Source organism: Pseudoxanthomonas sp. 97-1-1, from assembly GCF_057773125.1.
Genome location: NZ_JBYMTJ010000003.1, coordinates 101,584 through 125,519, shown reverse-complemented (window position 1 = coordinate 125,519; position 23,936 = coordinate 101,584). Strand labels below are relative to the sequence as shown.

General features: G+C 61.4%; 15 protein-coding genes. 11 read left to right on the top strand and 4 right to left on the bottom strand.

Annotated features, from left to right (window positions below; translation table 11 throughout):
- Window positions 1–58 precede the first annotated feature (58 nt).
- The 3 genes from AC3DET_RS12395 to AC3DET_RS12385 all read left to right on the top strand — a co-directional run bounded on the left by AC3DET_RS12395 (window position 59) and on the right by AC3DET_RS12385 (window position 2,319).
- Window positions 59–505, top strand: a complete 447-nt coding sequence (locus tag AC3DET_RS12395; RefSeq protein ID WP_488391817.1) for an Rrf2 family transcriptional regulator — start codon at window positions 59–61, stop codon at window positions 503–505.
- Window positions 502–1,395, top strand: coding sequence for an NAD(P)/FAD-dependent oxidoreductase (locus AC3DET_RS12390; protein WP_488391816.1), 894 nt, complete (start codon window positions 502–504; stop codon window positions 1,393–1,395). Before AC3DET_RS12395 ends, AC3DET_RS12390 begins: the two co-directional genes overlap by 4 nt.
- Window positions 1,396–1,731: 336 nt before the next feature.
- Window positions 1,732–2,319: a class I SAM-dependent methyltransferase gene (locus AC3DET_RS12385; protein ID WP_488391815.1), complete on the top strand. Its 588-nt coding sequence runs from the start codon at window positions 1,732–1,734 to the stop codon at window positions 2,317–2,319.
- Between the two features lie 213 nt (window positions 2,320–2,532).
- On the opposite strand, the gene AC3DET_RS12380 is transcribed toward AC3DET_RS12385, so the two are convergent.
- Window positions 2,533–2,982 (bottom strand): MarR family winged helix-turn-helix transcriptional regulator, encoded by a 450-nt coding sequence (locus tag AC3DET_RS12380; protein ID WP_488391814.1) that lies wholly within the window; start codon window positions 2,980–2,982, stop codon window positions 2,533–2,535.
- Between the two features lie 84 nt (window positions 2,983–3,066).
- On the opposite strand from AC3DET_RS12380, the gene AC3DET_RS12375 reads away from it, so the two are divergent.
- From AC3DET_RS12375 to AC3DET_RS12340, 8 genes are all read left to right on the top strand, one after another.
- Window positions 3,067–4,026, top strand: coding sequence for a hypothetical protein (locus AC3DET_RS12375; RefSeq protein ID WP_488391813.1), 960 nt, complete (start codon window positions 3,067–3,069; stop codon window positions 4,024–4,026).
- Window positions 4,001–4,747 carry a TetR/AcrR family transcriptional regulator C-terminal domain-containing protein gene (locus AC3DET_RS12370; protein WP_488391812.1) on the top strand — a complete coding sequence of 249 codons (747 nt, stop codon included), beginning with the start codon at window positions 4,001–4,003 and terminating at the stop codon, window positions 4,745–4,747. The genes AC3DET_RS12375 and AC3DET_RS12370 overlap by 26 nt, the downstream gene beginning before the upstream one ends.
- A 30-nt stretch (window positions 4,748–4,777) precedes the next feature.
- On the top strand, window positions 4,778–5,959 hold the full coding sequence (locus tag AC3DET_RS12365) for an efflux RND transporter periplasmic adaptor subunit (protein ID WP_488391811.1): 1,182 nt from the start codon (window positions 4,778–4,780) through the stop codon (window positions 5,957–5,959).
- Complete coding sequence (locus AC3DET_RS12360; protein ID WP_488391810.1) at window positions 5,956–9,033, top strand: efflux RND transporter permease subunit; 3,078 nt, start codon at window positions 5,956–5,958, stop codon at window positions 9,031–9,033. Before AC3DET_RS12365 ends, AC3DET_RS12360 begins: the two co-directional genes overlap by 4 nt.
- 243 nt (window positions 9,034–9,276) lie before the next feature.
- Complete coding sequence (locus AC3DET_RS12355) at window positions 9,277–10,269, top strand: WD40 repeat domain-containing protein (protein WP_488391809.1); 993 nt, start codon at window positions 9,277–9,279, stop codon at window positions 10,267–10,269.
- Window positions 10,270–10,606: 337 nt separating this feature from the next.
- Window positions 10,607–11,440, top strand: a complete 834-nt coding sequence (gene ubiT, locus AC3DET_RS12350; protein WP_488392150.1) for a ubiquinone anaerobic biosynthesis accessory factor UbiT — start codon at window positions 10,607–10,609, stop codon at window positions 11,438–11,440.
- Window positions 11,437–12,453, top strand: coding sequence for a quinolinate synthase NadA (gene nadA, locus AC3DET_RS12345; protein ID WP_488391808.1), 1,017 nt, complete (start codon window positions 11,437–11,439; stop codon window positions 12,451–12,453). Before ubiT ends, nadA begins: the two co-directional genes overlap by 4 nt.
- Complete coding sequence (locus AC3DET_RS12340; protein WP_488391807.1) at window positions 12,450–13,901, top strand: L-aspartate oxidase; 1,452 nt, start codon at window positions 12,450–12,452, stop codon at window positions 13,899–13,901. The genes nadA and AC3DET_RS12340 overlap by 4 nt, the downstream gene beginning before the upstream one ends.
- Window positions 13,902–13,940: 39 nt before the next feature.
- Here AC3DET_RS12340 and AC3DET_RS12335 read toward each other — a convergent pair whose 3' ends face one another.
- From AC3DET_RS12335 to AC3DET_RS12325, 3 genes are all read right to left on the bottom strand, one after another.
- Window positions 13,941–14,828, bottom strand: a complete 888-nt coding sequence (locus AC3DET_RS12335) for a U32 family peptidase (protein WP_488391806.1) — start codon at window positions 14,826–14,828, stop codon at window positions 13,941–13,943.
- Window positions 14,829–14,832: 4 nt separating this feature from the next.
- Entirely contained in the window at window positions 14,833–15,234 is a 402-nt protein-coding gene (locus tag AC3DET_RS12330) for a peptidase U32 family protein (protein WP_488391805.1), read from the bottom strand.
- A 546-nt stretch (window positions 15,235–15,780) separates the two neighbouring features.
- Entirely contained in the window at window positions 15,781–23,925 is an 8,145-nt protein-coding gene (locus AC3DET_RS12325) for a calcium-binding protein (RefSeq protein ID WP_488391804.1), read from the bottom strand.
- Window positions 23,926–23,936 lie beyond the last annotated feature (11 nt).

Sequence of the window (23,936 nt, the reverse complement as noted above, 5' to 3'; positions counted from 1 at the left end):
CGACCCGACGTGATGGCTCAGCTTGACGACGCACCCTTTTTGTAACATCGTTTGTTACATGAAAAGAGACAGTCGACTTTCTGCCGTCCTCCATGCCCTGCTGCACATGGCTGAGCGCACCGAACCGATGACTTCCGAAGCATTGGCGTTGTGCCTGGGCACGAATCCGGTCGTCGTCCGTCGAACGATGGGGTTGCTCCGCGAGGCGGGGCTGGTCGCTTCCGCACGAGGGCACTCGGGCGGTTGGCACATCAAGACCGACCTGTCCCAGGTCAGCTTGCGGCAATTGCATGAGGCGCTGGGTGAGCCGGCGCTGTTCGCCTTGGGGAATCGGCACGAGAACCCTGCCTGTCTGGTTGAGCAGGCCGTCAACGCCGCTCTGAAGGGCGCCTTTGACGAGGCCGAGGCGCTGCTGCTTCAACGCTTCGCGTCGGTGTCGCTGGCGGACCTGGCGGCCGACTTCGCACGCCGGCACAAGGCGCACATCGAGAAGGCGACCTCATGAAGCACTACGATGTCATCGTGGTAGGTGGCAGCTACGCGGGCATGTCCGCCGCGCTGCAGCTTGTGCGTGCACGACGCAGCGTGTTGGTCATCGACGCAGGCAAGCGCCGCAACAGGGCAGCCTCGCACTCGCATGGGTTCCTCTCCCAGGACGGCGCGGACCCCGCTGTCATCGCCAGCGCGGCGCGAGCGCAGTTGGAGGCCTACCCGACGTTGTCGTGGGTGGATGATCTTGTAGTGAAGGTGTCTGGATCGCGTGATGCTTTCATCATCGAAGTGATGGGGGGCGAGGTTTACGGCGCTCGCCGACTGCTTCTGGCGACCGGTGTCTCTGACACGCTACCGGACGTGGAAGGCTTGGCTGAGCGGTGGGGTACCAGCGTCTTCCACTGCCCCTATTGTCATGGGTATGAGCTGGATCAGGGACAGATCGGCGTGATCGCCGCCAGCCCGATCTCGATCCACCAGGCGCAGCTGTTGCCGGAGTGGGGATCGGTGATCTTCCTTACCAACGGCGTGCTTGAGCTGGATGAGCCCACGCTGCAGGATCTCTCGACGCGCGGTGTTAGCGTTGAAGCGACACGCATCGAAAGAATCGAAGGACATGCCGATGTGGTTCTGACGGATGGCAGGCGCCTCAGCTTCGCAGGGTTGTTCACCGCCTCGAAGAACGCGCCGTCGACATCTGTAGCGGAAGACTTGGGATGCGCCCTCGCTGAAACCCCGATGGGGATGCAGATCGACACCAATGAGACAAAGGAAACCAGCATCGCCGGGATCTTCGCCTGCGGCGATGCTGCCCGCGTCCCGCACTCGGTCGCTCTGGCAGTGGCGGACGGCGCTTGGGCCGGGGCTCAGATCCATCGATCACTGGTCTGGCCGGAAAACTAGTGGACCACTGCTCGCATCTCAGAAGCTTTGCCAGACGCTTTGGTTACTTGGCCGCAATCGCGCCGATCGTTCCGGCCGTTGCAGCAGATGAAGCGAAGGCAGAGAGCGGGCCCGATGTCTTCGCCGCCGGCGACATCATCTGGATGGCTCATACCATCACCTTATTCCCGAGGCACGGAGCGAAAAAACAATGACAATCAGCCGTAGTCTCGCTTCTGGAGCTGCCGCGTAATGCTGCCGAGTCACGACCATTACGCCTCGGCTTCGGCAATCTCGGACTACTTGCAGAGTACGCTCCGGAAGGTTCCTGGCCTGACTGATCTGCACCGGATGGCAATGCTTTTGATCGCCGAACATGCCCCAGAGTCGGCACACATCTTGGTTGTTGGCGCGGGCGGGGGAATGGAGACCCGGGCGCTGGCAGACAGTCAACCGGGATGGCGCTTCACTGGTGTTGATCCCGCCCGCCCAATGCTCGATCTCGCGAAAAAGACACTTGCACCATTTCTAGACCGCGTGCAGCTCATTGAGGGCTTTGTCGATAACGCCCCGCAAGGTCCGTTTGACGGCGCCACCTGTCTACTGACGCTTCATCACATCGATCAATCCGAGCGGCTTAGGACTCTGCGCAAGATCCGACGGCGCCTTCGGCCCGGAGCGGCCCTGGTCATCGTGGAGCATTCCGCCTTTGGCCGAAATCCCGAGCGTTGGATGACGCGATCTATCGCCTTTGGCGACCGCGCTGGCATTGACTGGCAGAAGGCCGCAGCGACTGCAAGATTGATGATGGAGCGTTTACCACTGACGACCCCCGCAGTGGAAGAGGGCCTATTGGAAGAAGCAGGCTTTGAAAGCGTAGAGCTCTTTTATGCTGCGTTCTCATTCCGGGGTTGGCTTGCCATTGCCAGCAAATCTCCTCCATAAAAGGATGCATAAGTCGTCAGCTGTCAACGTGAGTCCGAAACCTTAGGCTTCTTGCCCGTGGAAAAGCTGCAAGCCGACCAGACACTGGAGATGTCCGCCATAGGTCGCGGATTCAACCGATCGACGCAAACCTTGTCACCGCAACGACGATCGACAACCGCTTTTGGCTTGCCGACGACGCCATCAGTCAGATTCCGGCGATGCCTGCGCTAGTCAGTTTGCTCTGCTCTGCAGCATCCGTTGGAGCAAGTTCTGAAGACTGCTCTGTTCGGCCGCACTGAGTTGCGCGATCAACGGGGCCAATGCCTTTTGCCCTTGAGCACGAAGTCGCTTGATCAGCTTCAGGCCCTCTGCGGTTATCAGAACATCCGTCGCTCTCCCATCCGTTTCATTCGGCGCTCGTGCGACCAGCCCCTTCTTTTCCGCGCGGTCGATGAGCCCGGACATCGTGTGCTTTTCAAGCCCAAGGTAGTCGGCAAGTTCGGTCATTCGGGGGCGTCGGTCCACAAGGATCCCCAAGACCCGGACGAGCGAGAGCGACAAATCGTGCTCGGCGCCAATCCTGTTGATCACGGCCATCGTGATGAACGCGCTGGTTACAAGCGCGTCGGCAAGCCCTTCTTCGGGTGTGGAAGGCTGCTGCAAGGTGCGCTTTGGGCTCATGGACACATCTTGACATAGTTCGTAAAGCGAACCAATATTAGGTCGTATTACGAACTGTATCGCCACAACTGTCAGGAGACTCCGTTGAAAGCCGCCCTCATCACCTCTTACGACGCCCCACCCCATTACTGCGATGTCGCAGAGCCACGTGCGATCCAGCCTGGCGAGATGCTGGTGGACGTTTTGGCGGCAGGCTTGCATCACGTCACCCGCGGCCGCGCTTCCGGCCAGCATTACTCAAGCACCGATAGGTTGCCCCTGATTGCCGGCGTCGATGGCGTCGGACGGGGCACCGACGGCCGGCTGCGCTACTTCGTCCAGGAGCCTGGCCAACCGGGCTCAATGGCCGAGCGCACGATCATCACCCTGGACCACAGCATCGAGTTGCCCCATGACTGCGACCCGGTTCTCCTCGCAGGGGCGATGAACCCGGCAATGGCGTCCTGGCTGGCCCTGCGGCGCCGCGCGCATTCTTTTCGGAGACGGCTGCCCTTCCAGCGGCGCAAACGGGTGCTTGTTCTTGGCGCGACTGGCAGCTCGGGGCGCTTGGCCGTGCAGATCGCCCGGCACTTGGGTGCCTCGGATGTGGTTGCGGCAGGCCGCGACGCAGGCAGGCTGTCAAAGCTGCCTGCGCTAGGTGCAACCGAGACGGTGACGCTGGGCGATCCCCGCCTGGGTTTGCTGGCGAGTGACGCCGATGTGGTCCTTGATTTCGTCTGGGGCGAAAGTGCGGTGACCGCCATGGAGGCGGTGCTTCGACACCGCGAAGCGCGCGATCAACCGCTCGACTGGATTCATCTGGGCTCCATGGCGGGCGACGTGGCGCCCCTGCCTGGGGCTCTTCTGCGCTCGGCAAAGCTCCAGATCATGGGCTGTGGGCACGGCGCCCTCACCGGGCGCGAGATGCTTGCTGAACTGCCGGAACTGGTGGAAAGGCTTGTGCGTGGCATGTTCCAAGCGGAGGTGCGCCGGCTTCCGCTGAGCGAGGTGACGCGGGAATGGCAGGAGGAATCGGGCCGTGGTCGCCTCGTCTTCACTCCTTGAAGCCTCTGATGACCACATCAGCCATGGTTTGCGAAATCGCCCTAACGGCGTTAGAGTCAACAAAACTTACGTCGTTAGGGAAATTGTGCGCAGCTCCCTGAAGCAAGAGCACATCATTGATGCCGCCTTCCGGCTTCTGGATGAAGCCGGCATTGAGGGCGTGAGTCTTAGAAAGCTGGCGTGCAGCCTTGGTATCCGTGCGCCTTCGCTGTATTGGCACTTCAAGAGCAAACAGGCGCTCATCGATGCCATGGCCGATGCCATGATTTCCGGTGTCGCACGTGACATTCCTGAGGGCCAGCCCTGGCGGATCACGATGCATCAGATCGCCAACGAGTTTCGAACGGCGTTCAAGGCGCATCGTGATGGTGCACGCGTTTATGCAGGCACCTTTCTCGCGACGGAGAACGTGCTACGGGTGGGCGATGCCAGTATCTCCGCGCTGGTAGATGCTGGTGCCGATGTCGAGTTCGCTGCAACTACCGCATTGGACTCAATCTACTACGTCATGGGCTTTGTCATCGAAGAACAGTCCTTGCCCGGGCAACCAGGTGTGATCGAAGGCGTTCAACAAGCCTTCTTCGAACTCGCCAAGGCCCGCTTTCCTCGTTGCTGGGAAGCGCGCGAGGTATTGGCTGAGCCCAAGTTTGATGAGCGCTTCAAGAACGGCATCGACCTCATCCTTGATGGTGTCGAGCAGAAGATCTTAAAGAGAACTTAATTTCTTCCTGATCAAAATCAGGATGCGCAGTTGAGCGACGCTGTTTTACCTACAGCCATGCGTGGGCCTTTAGGCGCACTGCACCAGCAAGCACCACCACCCCTACTTATTGGCCCTCTTATGCGCGTATCTATCCTGCGTTGGTCGCTCCTGCTCGTCGCATTGCCCCTACTGACTGCCTGCGGCAGTAAAGATGAGGAGGCTGCTCCTGAAACCTCATCGGCACTGACGGTGGCCCTGACTCCCGTCCGAACATATCCCCTGGCCCGCAGTGTCGTCGTGTCCGGCCCTGTTTCGGCCTACGAGGAAATGCAGCTGGGCGTTGAACTCAGCGGCCAGCGCGTAACCGCCCTGAATGTCGACGTGGGACAGCAGGTCAAGAAGGGGCAGGTCTTGCTCGAACTCGACCACCGCACGCTGGACAGTTCGCTCGCACAAGCCGAAGCCTCTACGCAGGAGGCCTATGCCGCCGTCGTCCTAGCACAGGCGCAGCACGCACGAGGATCCAAGCTGGCGGCCGAACAGCTGCTCAGCGCGGCGGATCTGGATCAACTGCGAGCCACTGCCACTCAGGCGCAAGCGCAGTTGACCACCGCGCGCGCGCTAGGAGATGCGGCCAAGCTGCAGCGTGACTTTGCCCAACTGCGTGCGCCGGCCGATGGCGTGATATCAAAGCGCCTGGTCCAGCCCGGCCAAGTGGTGTCGGCCGGCAGCGAACTGTTGCGCCTGATACGCGACGGACGCTTGGAATGGCGTGCTGAGCTGCCGGAGAACCAGCTGGCGCAGGTGGCCGTCGGCAATGACATCGTCCTGGCCTATGCTGGCGAAGAGATCACAGGCACCGTTCGCGCTGTCACTCCCGGCATCGATGCGCAAACCCGCACCGGCACTGTCTACGCCGACCTGCCCTCCCCTGGCCCTCTCAAGCCGGGCACGTTCGTGGAAGGTCGAATTCTTACGGGCAAGGGCCAGGCGCTCATGGTGCCCAGCCAGGCCGTCGTCCAGCGCGATGGCCACAGCTATGTGTTCGTGACGCCGGACAAGCAGACCGTTCAGCGGCGCCGCGTTAGCGTCGGCCAGTCCACACAGGGTCGCATCGAAATCGTCGATGGCTTGAAGACAGGGGAGCAGGTCGTCTCCGAAGGCGCGGGCTTCCTGGGCGACGGTGATCGTGTGCGCGCGGTTGCCGGCAAGAAGGCCAGCACGCCATGAATATTTCCGCTTGGGCTATTCGCCGGCCGCTGCCGGCGCTGATGGTGTTCTTCGTATTGTGCGTGGCCGGTCTCTGGGGCTTCTACCAACTGCCGGTGGCGCGCTTTCCCGACATCGCCTTCCCGATGACCACCGTTACGGTGACCCAGCCCGGCGCGTCGCCCAGCCAACTGGAAACGGAAGTCACGCGCAAGGTCGAGGACTCCGTCGCGACGGTCAACAACGTCAAGCGCGTGATGTCCACCGTCAGCGAGGGCATCAGCACGACCAGCATCGAGTTCGAGCTCGAGGCCGATCTGGCGACGGCGCTGGACGATACGCGTGATGCGATAACGCGCATCCGCACCGATCTGCCGCAGGACATCCAGGAACCGGTCATCTCCAAGGTCGACATCGGCGGCTCGCTGATGACCTACGCGTTGGTCGCTCCGCAGCTGACCGAAGACGAAGCCAGCTGGCTGGTCGATCGCGAGATCTCCCGCGCCATGTATGGCGTGCCGGGCGTGGCCCGGGTGACGCGCATCGGCGGTGTGCAACGACAGGTCCGCGTCGATCTTGATCCCAACGCGTTGCTCGCCTTTGGCGTAACCGCCGGCGATGTTTCCCAGCAGCTCGCCCAGATCCAGGTCGAGCGCGCCGGCGGCAAGGCCGAGCTGGACGGTGCTCTGCAGACGATCCGTACTCTGGGCACGGTCGCCAATGCCCAGGCCCTGCGTGACTACTCGATCAGTCTGCCCGACGGCCGCTCGGTCAGGCTCTCGGCGCTGGCCACGGTTACCGATGCGGCTGCGGACCCCACCGAAGCGGCGCTCCTCGACGGCGAGGACGTCGTAGCGTTCTCCATGTCGCGCACGCGCGGTTCGAGCGAGGTCAAGGTTGAGGAGGGCGTTCATGAGGCGCTCGACGAACTCAAGAAGTCCCACCCTGGCGTGGATTTCCGACTTGTCACCACCGCTATCGACGAGACACACCGCTCCTACGACTCGTCAATGACAATGCTCTACGAGGGCGCCTTGCTGGCCTTGCTCGTGGTTTGGGCGTTCTTGCGCGACTGGAGGGCCACGTGGGTCTCGGCCTTGGCGTTGCCGCTGTCCATCATCCCGACGTTTGCAGTGATGCATGCGTTTGGCTTCACCCTCAACATGATCACGTTGTTGGCGCTCTCGGTAGTGGTTGGCGTGCTCGTGGACGATGCGATCGTGGAAATCGAGAACATCGTGCGTCATCTACGGATGGGAAAGTCGCCACAAGAGGCGGCAACCGAGGCGGCCGGCGAGATAGGCAATGCCGTGATCGCGACCTCACTGACCCTGGCGGCAGTCTTTGTGCCGGTCGCCTTCATGCCCGGCATTGCCGGCAAGTTCTTCCGCGAGTTCGGCTGGACCGCGGCCACGGCTGTGCTTTTCTCGTTGCTCGTGGCGCGCCTGCTGACCCCGATGATGGCGGCCTACCTGCTCAAGCCGCATGGCGAGGAGAAGCCCGACTCCAGGCTCATGACATGGTATCTGCGCTGGGTCGACGCGGCATTGCGCCATCGCGCGCGCACGCTATGGATCGCCACGGGCTTGTTCGTCGCCTCTCTGGCGCTGATCCCGCTGATCCCTGCGACCTTCATTCCCCAGTCCGATCTGGGCCGCAGCAATCTGAGCCTCGAACTGCCGCCGGGAACCCGCCTCGAAGAAACGGTCGCGGTGTCCGAGCGCACGCGCGCGCTGCTGAAGGACATGCCTGAGCTCAAGCAGGTCTACACCGCCGCAGGCAGCGTGCTGGATCTTGGCGACCCCTCCACGGTCGGCGTGGCTGATCCACGCAAGGCAACGCTGGTGCTGGACTGGGGACTGGCCGATGACCGTGATCGCGATCAACGCGAGCTGGAACGCGACGCACGTGCCCGTCTGGCGGACATGCCCGGCGTACGCGTCAGCTACGTCAGCTCCGAACCGGGCAACCTGCTGCAACTCGTGCTCTCGGGCGATGACCCTCATCGCCTGCAAGAAGCCTCATTGGCGCTGGAGCGGGATCTGCGCAGCCTGTCTGGGCTGGGTAGCGTGACCTCCTCCGCTTCCCTGCTTCGCCCCGAAATCCAGATCCTACCCAATGCGGCGCGCGCAGCCGACATGGGCGTGTCCACATCCTCCATCGCTGAGGCCGCTCGCATTGCGACCGCTGGCGACTATGAGCAACGGCTGGCCAAGCTCAACCTGCCCGACCGTCAGGTGCCCATTCGTGTGGGCTTCTCCGAAGCGACGCTGGCCAACCCTGCCCTGATCGGCCAGCTGCGCGTGCCGGGACGCTACGGTCCCGTTCCGCTGGCGGCGGTGGCCGATATCCAGATGGGCAGCGGTCCTTCACAGCTCTCGCGCTACCAGCGTCAGCGCAACGTGACCCTGACGGCCGAGCTCAACGGCCGCCCGCTGGGTGAGGTCATGGAGCAGGTGCAGCAGCTCCCCAGCGTCAAGCGACTGCCGCCAGGCGTCAGCTTCCTCAACACGGGCGACGCCGAAGTCTTCGTCGAGCTGTTCGTCGGCTTCATGCTGGCCATGGCGGCCGGCATCGTGTGCATTTACATGGTGCTGCTGTTGCTGTTCAACCATGCCTTGATGCCGCTGACCATCCTGATTGCGGTTCCGCTCTGCGCAGGCGGCGCATTTGGTGCCCTGTTGCTGACCCAGAATATGCTGTCCCTACCGGCTCTGATCGGCTTGTTGATGTTAATCGGCATTGCCACCAAGAACTCGATCCTGTTGGTGGACTACGCCGTCATCGCAGAGGACGAGCATGGCCTCAGTCAGCACGATGCGTTGATCGATGCCTGTCGCAAGCGAGCTCAGCCCATCATCATGACCACGCTCGCCATGGGCGCGGGCATGATGCCTATCGCACTGGGCTTCGCGGGCGACTCCAGCTTCCGAGCCCCGATGGCCATCGCGGTCATCGGCGGATTGGTCACCTCCACACTCCTGAGCCTGATCGTCATCCCCGCGGCCTTTACCCTGATCGATGACATGGGTGAGTGGCTTTCTCGGCGAATCAGGGGCCAATCTTCCCATCCTGATTCAAGTGCTGTCGCCTGATGATGCGCAGGTCTTGCCACATTACAGGGGCGCGATATCAGGTTAATCCTCGACTGGGGGCAAGGTCGCTCCAGCACCCGATAACCTTGCTAGGATTGCGCCGACTGGGGCAGCCATTACAGGGAAGACGTGGACACTGGAGTGTTCGGAAAGCGGTTTGCCGCGCTTCTACTGCTATGCGCCACTCTGGCGCTTTCATGGTGGGCACTGGCATCCAGAACGGGGCGTCCACCTACCGAGTTTGTGCAGAACTTCATCGACCTGAATCGCCGCTTGGACGACAGGGCGAGTTCGGTCGTATACGACCCGAAGCTCAAATTGTTGGCCGTGGGACGCGAAAGCGGAAGACTGGAGCTTTGGGACACCCGCAGGGTGGATTCGCGTATCGCGCGCCAAGCACATACGGTCCGGATCGACCATATCGCCATCGGTCCTGAGGATGGCATCGTGCTGACCAGTTCGATCGGCACCACGGTAATGGACCTTGACCCGGAGGGCATGCCCAAGGTGTGGGATGCGCGCAGCGGTGAGTTGTTACTCGCGCTCCCGGGGGAATGGCACGGCGGTCCGGTTGCAGCAAGCCCCGTCAAGGGCTACTACCTGATCGGAAGCGCCAACGAACTACGGCTGTACGACCATGCAAAGCGCGCGGTAGTCGGCGACGCCTTGCACCTCAAGGGATCGGTGACGGCCCTTGGATCGGACAAGAAGTCCGGATTGATCGCCGTGGGCAGCAGCAGCGGCGAGTTGATGCTGCTGAAACTGGAGACCGCAGGCGAGTCTCTCCGCATGCGTGTCGTCAGCAGCACCTCCACCTACGGGCTGGAGATCCGGACCGATGTCCTGGCCGTTATGCTGATGGACGATGGCAAGCGGCTGGTCACGGTGAACTGGCTGCCGAAGGAAAAGCGTCAGGACTTCCCGCCCATCATCTCGGGGCAGCAGACAGAGATCGTGCAATGGGACACGCATAACTGGAAGCGAGAGCGAACCTATCCCCTCACTTTGCAGACGGTGCAATGGGCCTCATACACACCAGGTGAGCCTTGGTTGGTACTGGCCGGCAATGAATCGACACGCGGCAAGATCGAACTGGTCGATCTCAAAGGTGGCGAAGCCTGGCGCTACAAGGCAAACACGACCCACCCCATTGCCGTACTTTTGCCAGCGGACAAGACCGGCATCATCCTTCAGAGCGGCGGCGCCACGCAGATTCGCTACCAGGACCAGCGTTGACTGGCTGATCCTGGAGGGCGGTGTCCAACGCGACAACCGGACGGTGCGTTGTGGTTGCCTGGGACCATGGTCCGCGCCCGCACTTGTGGACGCGGGACGACGATTCGGCAGTTCGTTGCCCGCCCGCGGAGCCGACCACTGCAAGAAGATGCATCTCAATATCCATCTAGCAAGCGTTGGACAGGGATCAACCCCTTGCAGCATCACGCCACTTGATCTGGGTCAATGGCGGGAGCGCTGGAGCTCCCTAGCATGGAGCGCAGCCGAGTCACTTGCATAAGCTGCGTTTCGCCATGAGCACTTCTCTCCCCACGAATGAAGCGGGCGTCAGCCGGTGATGCGGCTCGATGCGCTGGCCTTGGCCGGGACCCGATTCGCGATCGATCACGTCGATGACCGCATGGTCGCGCTGTTCTCCCGACGCCAAGGGCTGGCAGCCTTGGCGGGGAGGATCAAGGCACGTGCAGGCATCCCTTCCCTGGACGCTGCTCGCGAGCAGCAGGTGATCGTGCGGGCACGCGCCCGGGCACGGCGCTGCGGGCTCGATCCCGATCACGGCCAGATGCTGATGTCCTTGCTCATATCGCACGCCCATCAGCGGCAACGCGCTCCGGAATTCCAGGCATCCACTCCACAGGCGCCCACCATGTCCACATCCGACCTTCCGCACGTCACCGATCCCGTGCTGCGCCTGCTGCCGCCGCCGCGCTACTGGCGCCTTCTGCTGACACGTGTTCCCGACCCGTTGCAGCACATCGCGGTGCTCCGGCTGCTCACGCAGGCCCTCGCATCGCCCGACGCCAGGCGCACCCTCGCGCCGATCGCGGGGCGTCGCATTGGCATCGAGGTGAGCGATCTCGGGCTGCGGTGGGTTCTCACGCTGGATGGCGAACGGCTGCAGCCCAGCACTGAAGCCGCAGAAGCGACCGTTTCCGGTTCGGTCACCGATCTGCTGCTGCTGGCGAGCCGGCTGGAAGACGCCGACACGCTCTTCTTCCAGCGACGGCTTACCCTGACGGGCGACACCGAACTCGGCCTGCTACTGCGCAACCTGCTTGATCGTATGCCGTGGGAGAGCTTTCCGCTCGGGCCGCGCATCCTGCTGCAGCGGGGCGCCCGCCTGCTGCAGCGGGCACGCAGCGCCCACCGATCCCGCGAGGTGGCTGCATGAATGCGGCCGTTCGCCCGGCGTGGTCGCCCGACCTCGAGGAACGATACGCCGACGTGATGGAACGCGCTGGCAGTGGTGTGCCCTGCTTGGAATGGCCGCTCCATCTGCCCTGGATCGACGCCATTCGCAAGCTGAAACGCGAGCGCGGCGCGGTGATCATGGCGCACAGCTACCAGTCGCCGGAGATCTTCCATGGCGTGGCCGACATCACCGGCGACTCACTGGCCTTGGCGGAGGCGGCCGCCACCGTCGACAGCGACGTGGTCGTCATGTGCGGTGTCCACTTCATGGCGGAGACGGCGAAGATCCTCGCGCCGGAGCGGACAGTGCTCATTCCGGATCCCGAGGCCGGCTGCTCGCTGGCCAGTTCGATCACGCCCGAGGATGTGCGCGCCCTGCGCGCACGCCATCCTGGCACGCCGGTGGTCACCTACGTCAACACCAGCGCCGCCGTGAAAGCCGAGTCAGATGCCTGTTGCACGTCGGCCAACGCGCTGCAGGTGGTCGAATCGATGGGGGCCGACAAGGTGATCTTCCTTCCCGACCAGTTCCTCGGCCGCCATGTCGCTTCGATGACCTCCGTGGAATTGGTGCTGTGGGAGGGTCGGTGCGAGGTGCACGAGCGGTTCACGGCGCAACAGGCGAGGCATGCGCGCGCGCGATTCGACGCGCTGGTCATCGCCCACCCCGAGTGCCCGCCGGAAGTGCTGGAGGAAGCCGATTTCGTCGGCTCCACCACCGCCATGGGCAACTGGCTCGAACGCGAACGACCAGCCCGGGTCGCCCTGATCACCGAGTGCTCGATGGGGGACAACCTGCGCACGCGCTTCCCGGACATCGAGTTCGTGAAACCCTGCAACCTGTGCCCGCACATGAAGCGGATCACGCTGCCCGGGATCTTCGACTGCCTGCGCAACCTGCAGCACCGGGTGGAAATCGACGCGGAGACATCGCGCCGCGCCCGCGCCGCACTTGAGCGGATGCTCGCGGTGGGCAGGCGGGACCGACTGTGAACCCGTCCGCCAGCCGACTGGTCGTCGTCGGCACCGGTGTCGCCGGGCTGGTCACCGCGCTGTCCGCCGCGCCCAGGCCGGTGCTGCTGGTGGGCGGCTCGCCCCCTGGAAGCGGCGGTTGCACCGCATTGGCGCAAGGTGGGATCGCAGCGGCCATGGCGTTCGATGACTCCCCCGCCGAGCACGCGCGGGACACGATGACGGCTGGCGCGCATCACAATGACCATGATGCCGTTCACTACCTGGTGGGTGAAGCCGGCCTGGCGGTCCGCTGGCTACAGGCACAGGGCATCGCCTTTGATCGCGACGGTAACGGGCTTCAACTGGGGCGGGAAGGCGGCCACGGCTGTTCCCGCATCGTGCATGCCGGTGGCGATGCCAGTGGGCAGGCATTGTTGCAGGCGCTGACGAATGCAGCACAGCGGGCACACCACATCACGTGGCTGGCACCAGCTTGGCTGGAGGCCATCCGGCTATGCGAAGGGCGCGTGTCAGGCGTGGTTTTGGTCGTTCCCCATACTGGCTCGGCGCTGGAACTCGAATGTGCCGAACTGGTCCTGGCCACAGGTGGCTGCGGCGCATTGTTCGCGGCGACCACCAACCCGCCTACCGCCGACGGCAACGGACTCGCGCTCGCGCTCGCCTGCGGTGCACGCCTGCGCGACGCGGAGTTCATGCAGTTCCACCCCACGGCACTGGACGTGGAACAGGAAGGCGCGCTGCCCCTGATCACCGAAGCCCTGCGCGGTGCAGGCGCACGACTGGTGGATGACGAGGGATGCGCGCTGATGGATGCGCGCCACGCCATGGGGGACTTTGCACCGCGCGACCACGTCGCGCGACGGGTATGGGAATGCCGGCAGGCAGGTCGGCGCGTCTGGTTGGACGCCACCGCGCTGAAGGGCGACTGGGCGCAGCGGTTTCCCACGGTCTTCGCCCTGTGCGGACGGCACGGCATCGATCCGCATCATCAGCGCATTCCGGTGACGCCGGCCGCGCACTTCCACATGGGCGGCATCGCCGTGGACCTGGACGGCAGCAGCAGCGTGCCGGGTCTGTATGCCGTCGGCGAAGTGGCCTGCAACGGCGTGCATGGCGCCAACCGGCTGGCGAGCAATTCGTTGCTGGAGGGCGTGGTGTTCGGGCGCCGGCTGGGCCGTCGCCTCGCCGACATCCGCCTGCATGTCCCTGCGCACGGGCGCCAGCGCTGGGTCGATCGCGGCCCTGCCGCGGACAAGCACGCACTCGGCGAACTCCGGCAACTCGCAGGCTCGGCCCTGGGCCCGATGCGCCAGCGCGCGCGCATGAGCGACGCCATGGAACACCTCTCCTTCCATCCGGGGCTTCATCAGGCGTGGCAGGGAAAGCTCGTGATCCGTTTCCTGCAGGCGGCCCTGCAACGCCGGAAGAGCGTGGGCGCGCACTTCTGCGTCGATGACGCTGGCTGATCCCGACCCGCCTTTTCGGCAAGCTCCCGGTGCCGTCGCTCAGTCGAGCGCCGGTCCCGCCAGCGACGCCTTGCCCGGACGCCCGTGCCAGTAACCGTTCCGCGCGCCCAGCCGGGGCGGTGGGACCGGTGATCGCAACATCGCGTGGAAGTGTTCCACCACCCCGGCCATGTCATCGTGCTGCGGCGACAGGCGCAGGATGCCGACGCCACATTCCGCCAGTTCATCGCGTTCGGGCGCCATGTCGACGGTTTCCATGCCCTGCACCTGGATGCCGTTGATCACCATGAAGGGTTCGCCCTCGCGCGTGTCCAGCGGCAGCCCGTCCGGATGCTCGATGCAACGGAATCCGCACTGGTCCTTGGGGACGTCCGCGGCGCGTGCGGTGAAACACCTCGCCGAATAGGCCAAGGGCAACCGGCCCCATGCCATCGCTTCGAGCTCCGGCATCGGCTGTCCGTCGGCGTCCATGGCCGCGCGCAACGCCTTCAGCAGGTCCTGCCCTTGCTCGATGCCGGGCACCCAACGTCGGAGCCCGTCTTCGACCAGGAGCTGCAATGCGCGGTGGTTATAGACATTCAGCGTCGGCCCGCCCACGAAGGAGATGCCGCGCTCGCGACACACCTGCACGGCCGACAGGTCGTTCGCCTCGAGCAGGAAGCGGCCGTTGTCGGCGAGGCGCTGCACCACTCCCAATTCGGACTCGGCCTCGATCAGCGCCAGCGTCGACAGGACGACTTCCTTGCCGCTGTCGGCGAGTTCTTCCGCCAGCGACAGCCAATCGCGCGTGCGAAGCTCCCGTCGCTTGCTGCAGATGGTCTCGCCCAAGTAGACGATGTCGACGGGCCAGCCGGCGGCCTCGCGGTAGAAGGACAGCACGCGCTCGCGCGGCCAGAAGTACTGCAACGGGCCAAGGCTCAGTTTCATCGATTCAGTGCCATGCACGGTGGTAGGGCCCCAGAGTGGTCTGCCGCCCTTCCGCGTGGGACGCCAGGGTGTCCTGCCATTGCGGGCTGGCTTGCCATCCCTGCAGTGCACGCTGCTGCTGGTCGATCGCTTCGCGCCATACGCGGGTGACGGAGCCCACGTACGCGGCGCCGCGCTGGCGGCCCTCGATCTTCAACGCCGCCACCCCCGCCTGCGCCAGGCGCGGCAGCAACTCCAGGGTGTTCAGGCTGGTGGGTTCCTCCAGTGCATGGAAGATCTCCCCACCCACGTCGTAGCGCCCCTTGCACACCGTCGGGTAGCCCGCGGGCTCGGCGGGCGCGAACCGATCGATCAGCACGCCATTCAGGCGCACGGTGCGCCCCGCCTCGCCCTCTTCCCAGCGCACGAACGACGCTCGCGCTTCCTGCCCCTTCCCTTTTTGCACTCAAGCCTTGAACTCGCCAGTACCGCACCTTCGGAACCCTACCTGCACACGCAGGCGCTACGCAGACTCAAGAGCGCACGCATCGTGTACCAAACAGCTCGTACAGGATCGCACCACGTTGCGAGACAGCGCCGCTAAGAACCTTTGCCACTCAGGCACTGTTCGCGCGGCCAAAGCCGACAGCTGTGCCTCGATGACGATCGTCCAGAAGAAGAAAAGAGATATGCAGCCCAGCAGCGATGCCGGTGTCCGGAATCTCATAGCCAAGTCTCAGCTGAGTACTTATCGCCAAACGTTCCTGGTCTTGGCATCAACCCCTTGGATACCTTCTCTTGTCGTTGATCAGCGTGAGGCCAACTGACCGAGTTCGTCTCTCCGCTGCGGGTGGATAGGCGAGCCGCTTCCTTCAGGAAGTGGAGGCTGCCTGCTCAACACTTACTCACAGTCACAAAAAAATGGCCGCACGTTGTGCGGCCCTTTTCTGAAACGGCTTGAAGGTCTAGCCCCTTACAAGACCTGTACGGCGAACATTGACGAATCGCGATGCTCAGCTCGTGCCATCGGCAGCATGTCTACCCCTCCGTCGGAACCAAAGCCCGCCATGGCAGAAATGAGCCCTTCGAGTTGCCGGATATCGGGACTCGGGTCGCCATGCACGACAGGAATGTCACGCCTCCAATGCTCGCCCCAGCCGACATCGCCCGAGAATTGCCTATCCCACAGCGTTTCCCTATGCTCCCAACGCTCCAGCAGCGGCACCAAACCGCCTCCCGTCGTTGCCGGCGGATCCACGAGAGTCGGCTGACCGGTGCCACCCGTGATTGCTGGCTTACGACCTGTGTCAGCTGCGACGAGCGGAACTTCCTGGATGACGGCAACCCGCTGAATACCAATTTGGCCGTCCATACGGGCAGGCAGGCTTTGCGTCCCGCGGCCATGCCCCGGTGCAAGCATGGCACTGGCCGTATTCGACTCTTGGGCGATGAGAGCAGATGAATTACCCGAGGGCACTGCAGCAAAGCCCTGCGGCAGCGACGCGAGCAATCCTGGGATCTCCGATGCAGGAATGGCATACCCACTCCCCGGTTGCACGTAGCTGATGGCCTGATTGCCCCCGAGGAAGTGGCCCAGCACACGGACCTGTGAAGCCGCGCTCGCATCGACGCGGACTAGCAGGTCATCACCATCTTGATGGAAAGACAAGCGCTCACGCGCAATGCCATTGAAGAACACCCAGTCGGTGCCCCCACCGATATTGTCGATGGTGTCGCTACCCGAACCCGCAGAGTAGTAGTAGTCGTCGTCACCCGCGCCACCAATCAGCATGTCAGCGCCATCCTCACCCACCAGCGTGTCGTTCCCGTTGCCACCGATGAGGATGTCGTTGCCCGAGCCACTGAAGGAGCCGTTGCCGCCGGAGATGTAGTCATCGCCATCTCCGCCTTCGAACTTGTCATCACCACCGAAGCCGAACAGCGTGTCGTTGCCCGCCAACCCGCGGATCAGATCGCGCCCCGAGGTTCCGAGCAACTGCTCTCCCGACGCGGTCCCGGTGACTACATTGGAATAGTCATCGTCATTGCCTTCGTTGCCGCCTCCGCCGGGGTTGCCGCCGTCGTCCTCTGCCAAGGCATTGATGGCTGCGGTATTGAGCAGGCTGCCCGAGGCCGGTTGGACGAAGTCGATGGCGTAGTCCCCCCCCAAGAAGTGGTTGGTGACGCGGACCGTTGCACTGGCGTTGCCGTCGATCGTAATAAGAAGATCATCCCCCTCCCTTGAGAAGGCCAGATCGTCCGCCAGGATGCCATTGTTGAAGAAGACGCCGTCGTAGCCGCCGCCGGTGTTGTCGATCGTGTCCTGGCCTCCCCCGTAGACGTAGCTATCGTTGCCAGCACCACCAATCAGAACGTTTGCCCCGTCTTGGCCCGCCAGGGTGTCCGCCCCTGCCCCGCCCTCCAGGCGATCGTTCCCGGATCCGCTGCCACTGCCATTGCCGCCGGCCAAGTAATCGTCGCCGTCGCCGCCTTGGAGGGTGTCGTTGCCGCCCATGCCGAATAGTTGATCGTTGCCCGCCAAGCCCTTGACCAGGTCCTTGCCGGTGCCACCGACCAATTGCTCGCCCGAGGCGGTACCTTCGATCACCTGGTCGTACTCCCCACCGGTGCCACCGCCAGCCACGATCTGGTTGATCTCCGTGGTGGTCAGGTAGAAGCCGCCATCGGGCTGTACGTAGTCGATGGCGGCATTACCACCCAGGAAGTGGTTCAGCACACGCACCGATGGCGTGGTGGCGGCGTCGATGAAGATCAGCAGGTCGTCGCCATCGCGTGAGAAGGACAGGCGCTCCCGGGTCACTCCTCCGGTGAAGAACACGCCATCGAATCCACCATCGCTGTTATCGATGACGTCGCTGCCCGAGGTTTCGTCAAAGACATACTTGTCATCGCCCGTTCCACCGATCAGCGAATCGTCGCCGGCGCCGGCCACGAGTGTGTCGCTGCCGCCACCGCCATCGATCACGTTGGTATCGCTATTACCAGCAATGTAGTTATCCAGCGCATTGCCTGTGCCATCGATGGCACCTGCTTCCATCAGGAACAGGTTCTCGATGTTGGCTGACAGCGCATAGGAAGCGGTCGTCTGTACCTGGTCGGTGCCCGCGCCTGCCGCCTCGATCACGACATCGGCACTGTCATCGACGATGTAGACATCGTTGCCCGCACCGCCTTCGAGGAGGTCCACGCCCGCACCGCCATCCAGGTAGTCATTCCCGATGCCGCCCAGCAGCGTGTCTGTCCCATCACCACCAAACAGCGCGTCATCACCATCCAGACCATGCAGGAGATCATCGCCATCCCAGCCGCCCAGCGTGTTGCCCTCGGCATTACCCGTAATGGTGTTATCCAGTCCGTTGCCATTGCCAGTTGTGATGCCGGAGCCCAGGATCAGGTTCTCAACGTTGCTTTCCAGAACCAGGTTGGTCTCGAAGACGCGCTCCACGGTGTCATCGCCCTCGCCAGCGTACTCGTGGACGCTGTCATCCGAAGATACAGCGACGTAGTAGTCGTCGCCTGCGCCACCAGACAGGGTATCCGCACCTTCACCGCCTTCAATGCGGTTGCTACCCTCGTTGCCTTGGATGACGTTGTCGCCGTCATTGCCCGTGGCATTGAGATCGGCGCTTCCCAGCAGGGTCAGATTCTCCAGCGTCGCGCCTAGCGTGTAGCTGATGCTCGACTCGACCGTATCGGTCCCTCCGTCGGCGTTCTCGATGATCACGTCACCGGTCGAGTCAATGACGTAGATGTCGTCGCCCAAACCGCCGATCAGGGTATCCGAGCCAACGCCACCATCTAAGCGATTCCCGTAGCTGTTGCCGGTCAGGATCTGGCTTCCTGCGCCCGAGATTGCCTCATGGGCGTTACTGCCCTCAACCAGGATCAAGTGCTCGACATTGTCCGACAAGGTGTAGCTATACGCGGTCGATTCGACAGTGTCGGTACCCTGCCCCGCCAGCTCGACCACCACATCCGAACTGTCGTCAACCCGATATCGGTCATCTCCAACGCCACCGATCAGCTGGTCGATCCCGACACCACCATCCAGTACGTCATGACCCTCACCGCCCTCAAGCACATCATTGCCGGCGCCTCCGTCTAGCGTATCGTCGCCGGCAAGCCCGCGCAGGACGTTGTTGCCACCGTTGCCAACTAGCGTGTTATCAGCGCCATTGCCCGTGGCATCGATGGCCTCTGTGCCGATCAACTCAAGCCGCTCGACATGGTCTGGCAGCGCGATACTAATGCTGCTCCGTATGGTATCGGAACCAGAATTGACCATTTCTGTCACGACATCGCCCACGTCATCAACCACATACGTATCATCGCCGGCGCCACCCATAAGCTGATCCGCGCCGGAACCGCCATCTAGGTAATCACTTCCGTCCCCGCCGGACAAGACATCGTTGCCTGTTTGACCATGGAGCGCGTCATCGCCTGCACCGCCATCCAGGCTGTCGTTTCCACCATTCCCATAGAGCGTGTCGTCACCGTCACTACCGCCAATCGCATTATCCAGAGAGTTCCCATGGATAACATCGTTAAGCGCTGTACCAAGCAGCGACGCCTCATCTAGCTCTGCGGAACTGAGCTGCCACGTGATACCAGTTCCGGAATCAAATCGGAGGCCATAACTCGCCAGTTGCGTCAGAGGGTCAAAAAAGTCGGTCAGACGGATATGGTCATCCGGCGAACCCAGGAAGTTGAGTACGAGGGAGGTTCCGTCGCGTCGGAAGTAGATCTGGTCCAGGGGCAGCCCTGACACATAGATCGTACTCAGTCCTTGCGTGTCAGTAATGGTGTCCTGACCGTCTCCGGCGGAAAAATAGTAGTTGTCGTCGCCTTCCCCACCCTCCAGATGGTCATCATCCAATCCGCCGATCAGATGGTCGTTGTCGGCGCCGCCGCGCAACGTGTCGCTACCGGCATCGCCATTCAGAAGGTCGCTGCCAGCCTCGCCGTGGAGCACATCGTTCCCGGCACCGCCACTGATCGTATCGTTACCACTGCCACCATAGACAGTGTCGGTACCGTCTTGGCCAAGAAGCGTGTCGTTGCCCCCATGTCCGTGCAGCGTGTCATTGCCTTCGCCACCAGCGATCGTATCCGCAGTCTCGTACCCGCGCAGCACGTCATCTCCGCTCGTGGGAACGAGCACGAGCGACCTAATCGTTTCGAGGTTCCAAAGGGGTGCGCCTTCACCGAAGAACCTGATTTCATCGACGCGGTATCCCGCGTTGCCGTCATTCTGGAAGTAGTACTGGATGACTACCTTGTCAGAGGTTCCCGCAATGGTTAGTACCAGATCATCGTTGGAGCGGCGAACGGTCACCGCTGAGGGATCTATCCCCTCGCCAAACTGCAAGACGTCGTTACGACCACTGGTTTGATCGTAGTCGAAAATCGTATCTTGGCCATCACCCAAGTTGAATATGTAGGTGTCTGAACCCGTACCTCCTCTCAACGTGTCGTTTCCCGCACCTCCAGACAGCGTATCGTCGCCAGCGCCTCCGAAGAGCGCATCACTACCCGCCCCACCACTTAGAACGTCATCATCGGCGCCGGCATCAAGCGTATCGTCGCCATCTCCACCGTTGAGGACATCGTTGCCCGTGCCGCCCAAAAGATCATCGTTCCCAGCATCACCATGGATGGTGTCGTTGCCACCATAGCCCGCGATCTCATCATTTCCTTCCAGCCCGAAGAACACCTCGTCCGCAGAGGACCCATACAAGCCATCGTTTCCACTGGTGGCTTGCTGCGTGATCGCAGCAAGGATCTGGCTTTGATTCCAGAGCGTGCCGTTCTCGAATCGGAACTGCTCAATCACACCCTCCCGCAGGGCTCCTTCCGTACCTTCGAACACGTTGTTGATACGCAGCTCACTGGAGACACCATTTATCGTGACGCGCACAATAACGCTCGAAACATCGCGCGTCAGCGACAAGTGCTCCGGCAGGATCCCACCCATGAAATAGATCTGATCGCTACCTGAACTATCGAAGATTCGATCATTTCCATCGCCCGGCTTGTAAATATAGATGTCATCACCGGAGTGACCGTATAGGGTGTCGTCGCCCGCCTGGCCATTGATTGCATCTTTGCCGCTGCTTCCATACAGCACATCGGCATCGCTAGTGCCTATTACGGAGCTGACAACATCAATGAGCGGTGCAATTCCGGGGCGCAGCGCAATAAGCCCTAGATAGGCATCCTCGAGCTGGGCTCTCATCGACGGCGAATATGAAGCCAGCGCAGCTGACAATCTCACAAGATCGGTGATCCTCTCGACGTCGGGTTCGTCATGGGCTGCGATCATGTATTGCTTAAAGGCATTCCAGTCGACGACAACATTCCTGTAGCCAGAAGCGAATCCACCCAGGAATACTCCGGTATCTGCGTATTGGCTTTGCGCCTCGATCTGGGCTCCGACGTACTGCAGGAACTCGTTGAACTCGCCAGTAAGCAGGTTACCGGCTTCGGGACGAGGATTGGGGTCGTTGGGTGTGTACTGATTGGTATAAGGCCGTCCAGACAATAACTCTACAACCGCCAGCTCGCGCGCATCCACGAAGCCACCCCGGCTGTTCGCGACGATATCGGTTACGCCGGCCCACTGGAAAATGATACCCCTGAGCAGCGCAGTACGTTGGGCAGAATCCTGTTGATCGACATAGGTCACTACCAAATCGCGCAACGTTGCATCGAGCGCCATGGCTTGGCGAAGATCCATCAAATTGCCAAAAGCCTTCGCATCCGGAAGATCCATCAGTCCAAAAAGCACCTCAGGGGATACATCTACACCATTGATTCGACGTGAAGCATCAGACGTGAACCAGATGTCCGAGATGCTTGCGGTACTGCCATCGCTTCGAATGCCACTTCCAATCTGTCGATGGGCTTGGCCGTTTCCATCAACAAGGTTTGATGTTGTCCATTGGGTCCTGATGCTGGTAAGGCCGGCTTGCCCCAATGTCAGCAGCTCGCCGCTGTCTGTTATGCCGTTGCCATTTGCATCGCGCCACACCCGAAGCTCGGAGAATGCAGCGTCCTGGGAGTCGAGGAGGCCGTCCTGATTCGCATCCAGATCGGAAAGCGCCAAGAATCCATTTCCAGCCAAGCTTCCATTGGCTAGGCGGGTATTGTTGCCAAAGAGCTCACGCCCGCTGTCGATACGGCCGTTACCATTCAGATCACGAACTAGCAGGCCATCGTCACTGCCAGCCCACGCAGTCGACTCTAGCAATCCATTGGCGTCATGATCGAAGTATCGGTCACGGCTGTAGGAAGCGCTTTCGACGCCATCGCCATCCAGATCGATGACAAGCGGAGAGGCTCGGGTTTCAGCGTCACCCATATCCGGCTTCTCTTCATCATCGTCAGGCTCTGTTTCTAGGAAGATGCCAAGATCACCATTGGTGAATTGCTCAAAGGCCAGTCCATTGACTGTCAGGGTCTGCGTCTGCTCGTTGTACACGTAAAGCAGGTTGCCATTGCGGTACTCGTTTTCGGGATCCTCTTCCTTGCGCGTTCCACCCGTTAACTGACGGTTCTCGAAAAATACGGAACCCTTACCATCTTCATCCACAATAAGATCATTGCTGTCGGCCTTGTAGATGTCTGAACCTTCACCGCCTCTTAGCTCATCCTGACCTTCTCCTCCGTCAAGGAAGGTGCGACCGGCAGAGCCGTATAGAACATCGTCGCCTTTATCTCCATAAAGCTTGTCTTCGTCCGTGCCACTGGAACTGTCGGAGTTCTGACCGTAGATAATGTCATCACCATTTCCGCCGTGAATACTGTCTTTGCCGGCATCTCCATAAAGGTAGTCATCGCCCATCCCTCCATGGATCTCATCATCTCCATCGCCGCCACTGATTGAATCAGCGCCACCATTTCCTTCTAAGTAGTCTTTGTCATTCCCGCCATTGATAACATCGTCGCCAAGTCCGCCGTAAAGACGATCTGCAGCGTTGCCGCCGATCATCGCGTCGCTTTCATCGCTACCGAATATGATCCGGCGGGATCCGCTTCCAATGGTCGTTGACCAATTTGCGCGTACATTCGCAACGTAGGCATCTGCCCAACCCGAAGGCGATGATCCGGCCTGCTCCGCGGCGTATATTCCTACCGCCTGCAACGCGTCCTGGATGTACTCTTCGGTCATCTCACCTTCGCCCGTCTCCGGGTCGTAAAGCTCGAGCTGCCCCTCGGAATTCGAACTACTGTAATCAAGGCCATCGATGACAACGAAACGAAGCTGTTGGAGTGCATAGCGATAAGCGATACCTCCCGCACCTGGCAGCAATGCCCCGTACGAGAAAGAATCTACCCCCTGAACTTCCGAGCCGTATCCCGCCAGCCCCAAAGTCGCACCGATACCTTGCGAATTTGCAAGATGATTGATTCCCGCTGTGGTTCCTGGGCCGGGAAGCGGTGTGTAGCTTCTCCCCTGATACATGTCGTTCAAAGACTGCAACATGCTCTCCCCACCTCGATTTGTGTAGGTGACCAATAGAGAGTCTTTGAATACCTGAGGCAGTGAATTCCATTGCCCAGGATAGGCTTGATTGTCTATGAAGAACTTCTCTGCATATTCCTTGATGTAAATTGCATACAGGATTTCTGTGAGATTGGAGGTCTGATCCACAATTTCCGCCACAAGATCGTCATAGTTCCCAAGAAATCTCGAAAGCTGGAACTGCGGATATTTTGAGTGAAACCCAAGAACGATATCTATTGCTGTTTCGATCTTAAAATTTGATGCACCAACGTCGACCAATGCAACGTTTTGGATTCGATCAAGGATCTCGTCGCCAATTGAACTATCAGATTTCACGAGCGCGTAGTTTTCAGCAATTTCTTCATGCGTGTACGTTTGTGCGGCGCCATCAATGATCAGTTCTTGAGCATTTCGCCAAAAGCTTGAGTACGCGCTGTACTCTTCAACCATAGCCCCCGCTATCGCCCCTATCGACACCCCAACGGATTGCGCTGCATCAATGATCTTTTGTGCGTGAGAGCTTATGTACTGAAAGTCGTCTGCATCGTACTGCAGGGTCACGGTTGAATTCAGGTACTTAACGGTCGCCATGTCGATCTCCT

Bases quoted from the DNA above. Each gene is read 5' to 3' on its own strand.
- AC3DET_RS12390 (WP_488391816.1), top strand. From the start codon at position 502: ATGAAGCACTACGATGTCATCGTGGTAGGTGGCAGCTACGCGGGCATG.
- ubiT (WP_488392150.1), top strand. From the start codon at position 10,607: ATGCGGCTCGATGCGCTGGCCTTGGCCGGGACCCGATTCGCGATCGAT.
- AC3DET_RS12380 (WP_488391814.1), bottom strand. From the start codon at position 2,982: ATGAGCCCAAAGCGCACCTTGCAGCAGCCTTCCACACCCGAAGAAGGG.
- nadA (WP_488391808.1), top strand. From the start codon at position 11,437: ATGAATGCGGCCGTTCGCCCGGCGTGGTCGCCCGACCTCGAGGAACGA.
- AC3DET_RS12395 (WP_488391817.1), top strand. From the start codon at position 59: ATGAAAAGAGACAGTCGACTTTCTGCCGTCCTCCATGCCCTGCTGCAC.
- AC3DET_RS12385 (WP_488391815.1), top strand. From the start codon at position 1,732: ATGCTTTTGATCGCCGAACATGCCCCAGAGTCGGCACACATCTTGGTT.
- AC3DET_RS12335 (WP_488391806.1), bottom strand. From the start codon at position 14,828: ATGAAACTGAGCCTTGGCCCGTTGCAGTACTTCTGGCCGCGCGAGCGC.
- AC3DET_RS12325 (WP_488391804.1), bottom strand. From the start codon at position 23,925: ATGGCGACCGTTAAGTACCTGAATTCAACCGTGACCCTGCAGTACGAT.
- AC3DET_RS12360 (WP_488391810.1), top strand. From the start codon at position 5,956: ATGAATATTTCCGCTTGGGCTATTCGCCGGCCGCTGCCGGCGCTGATG.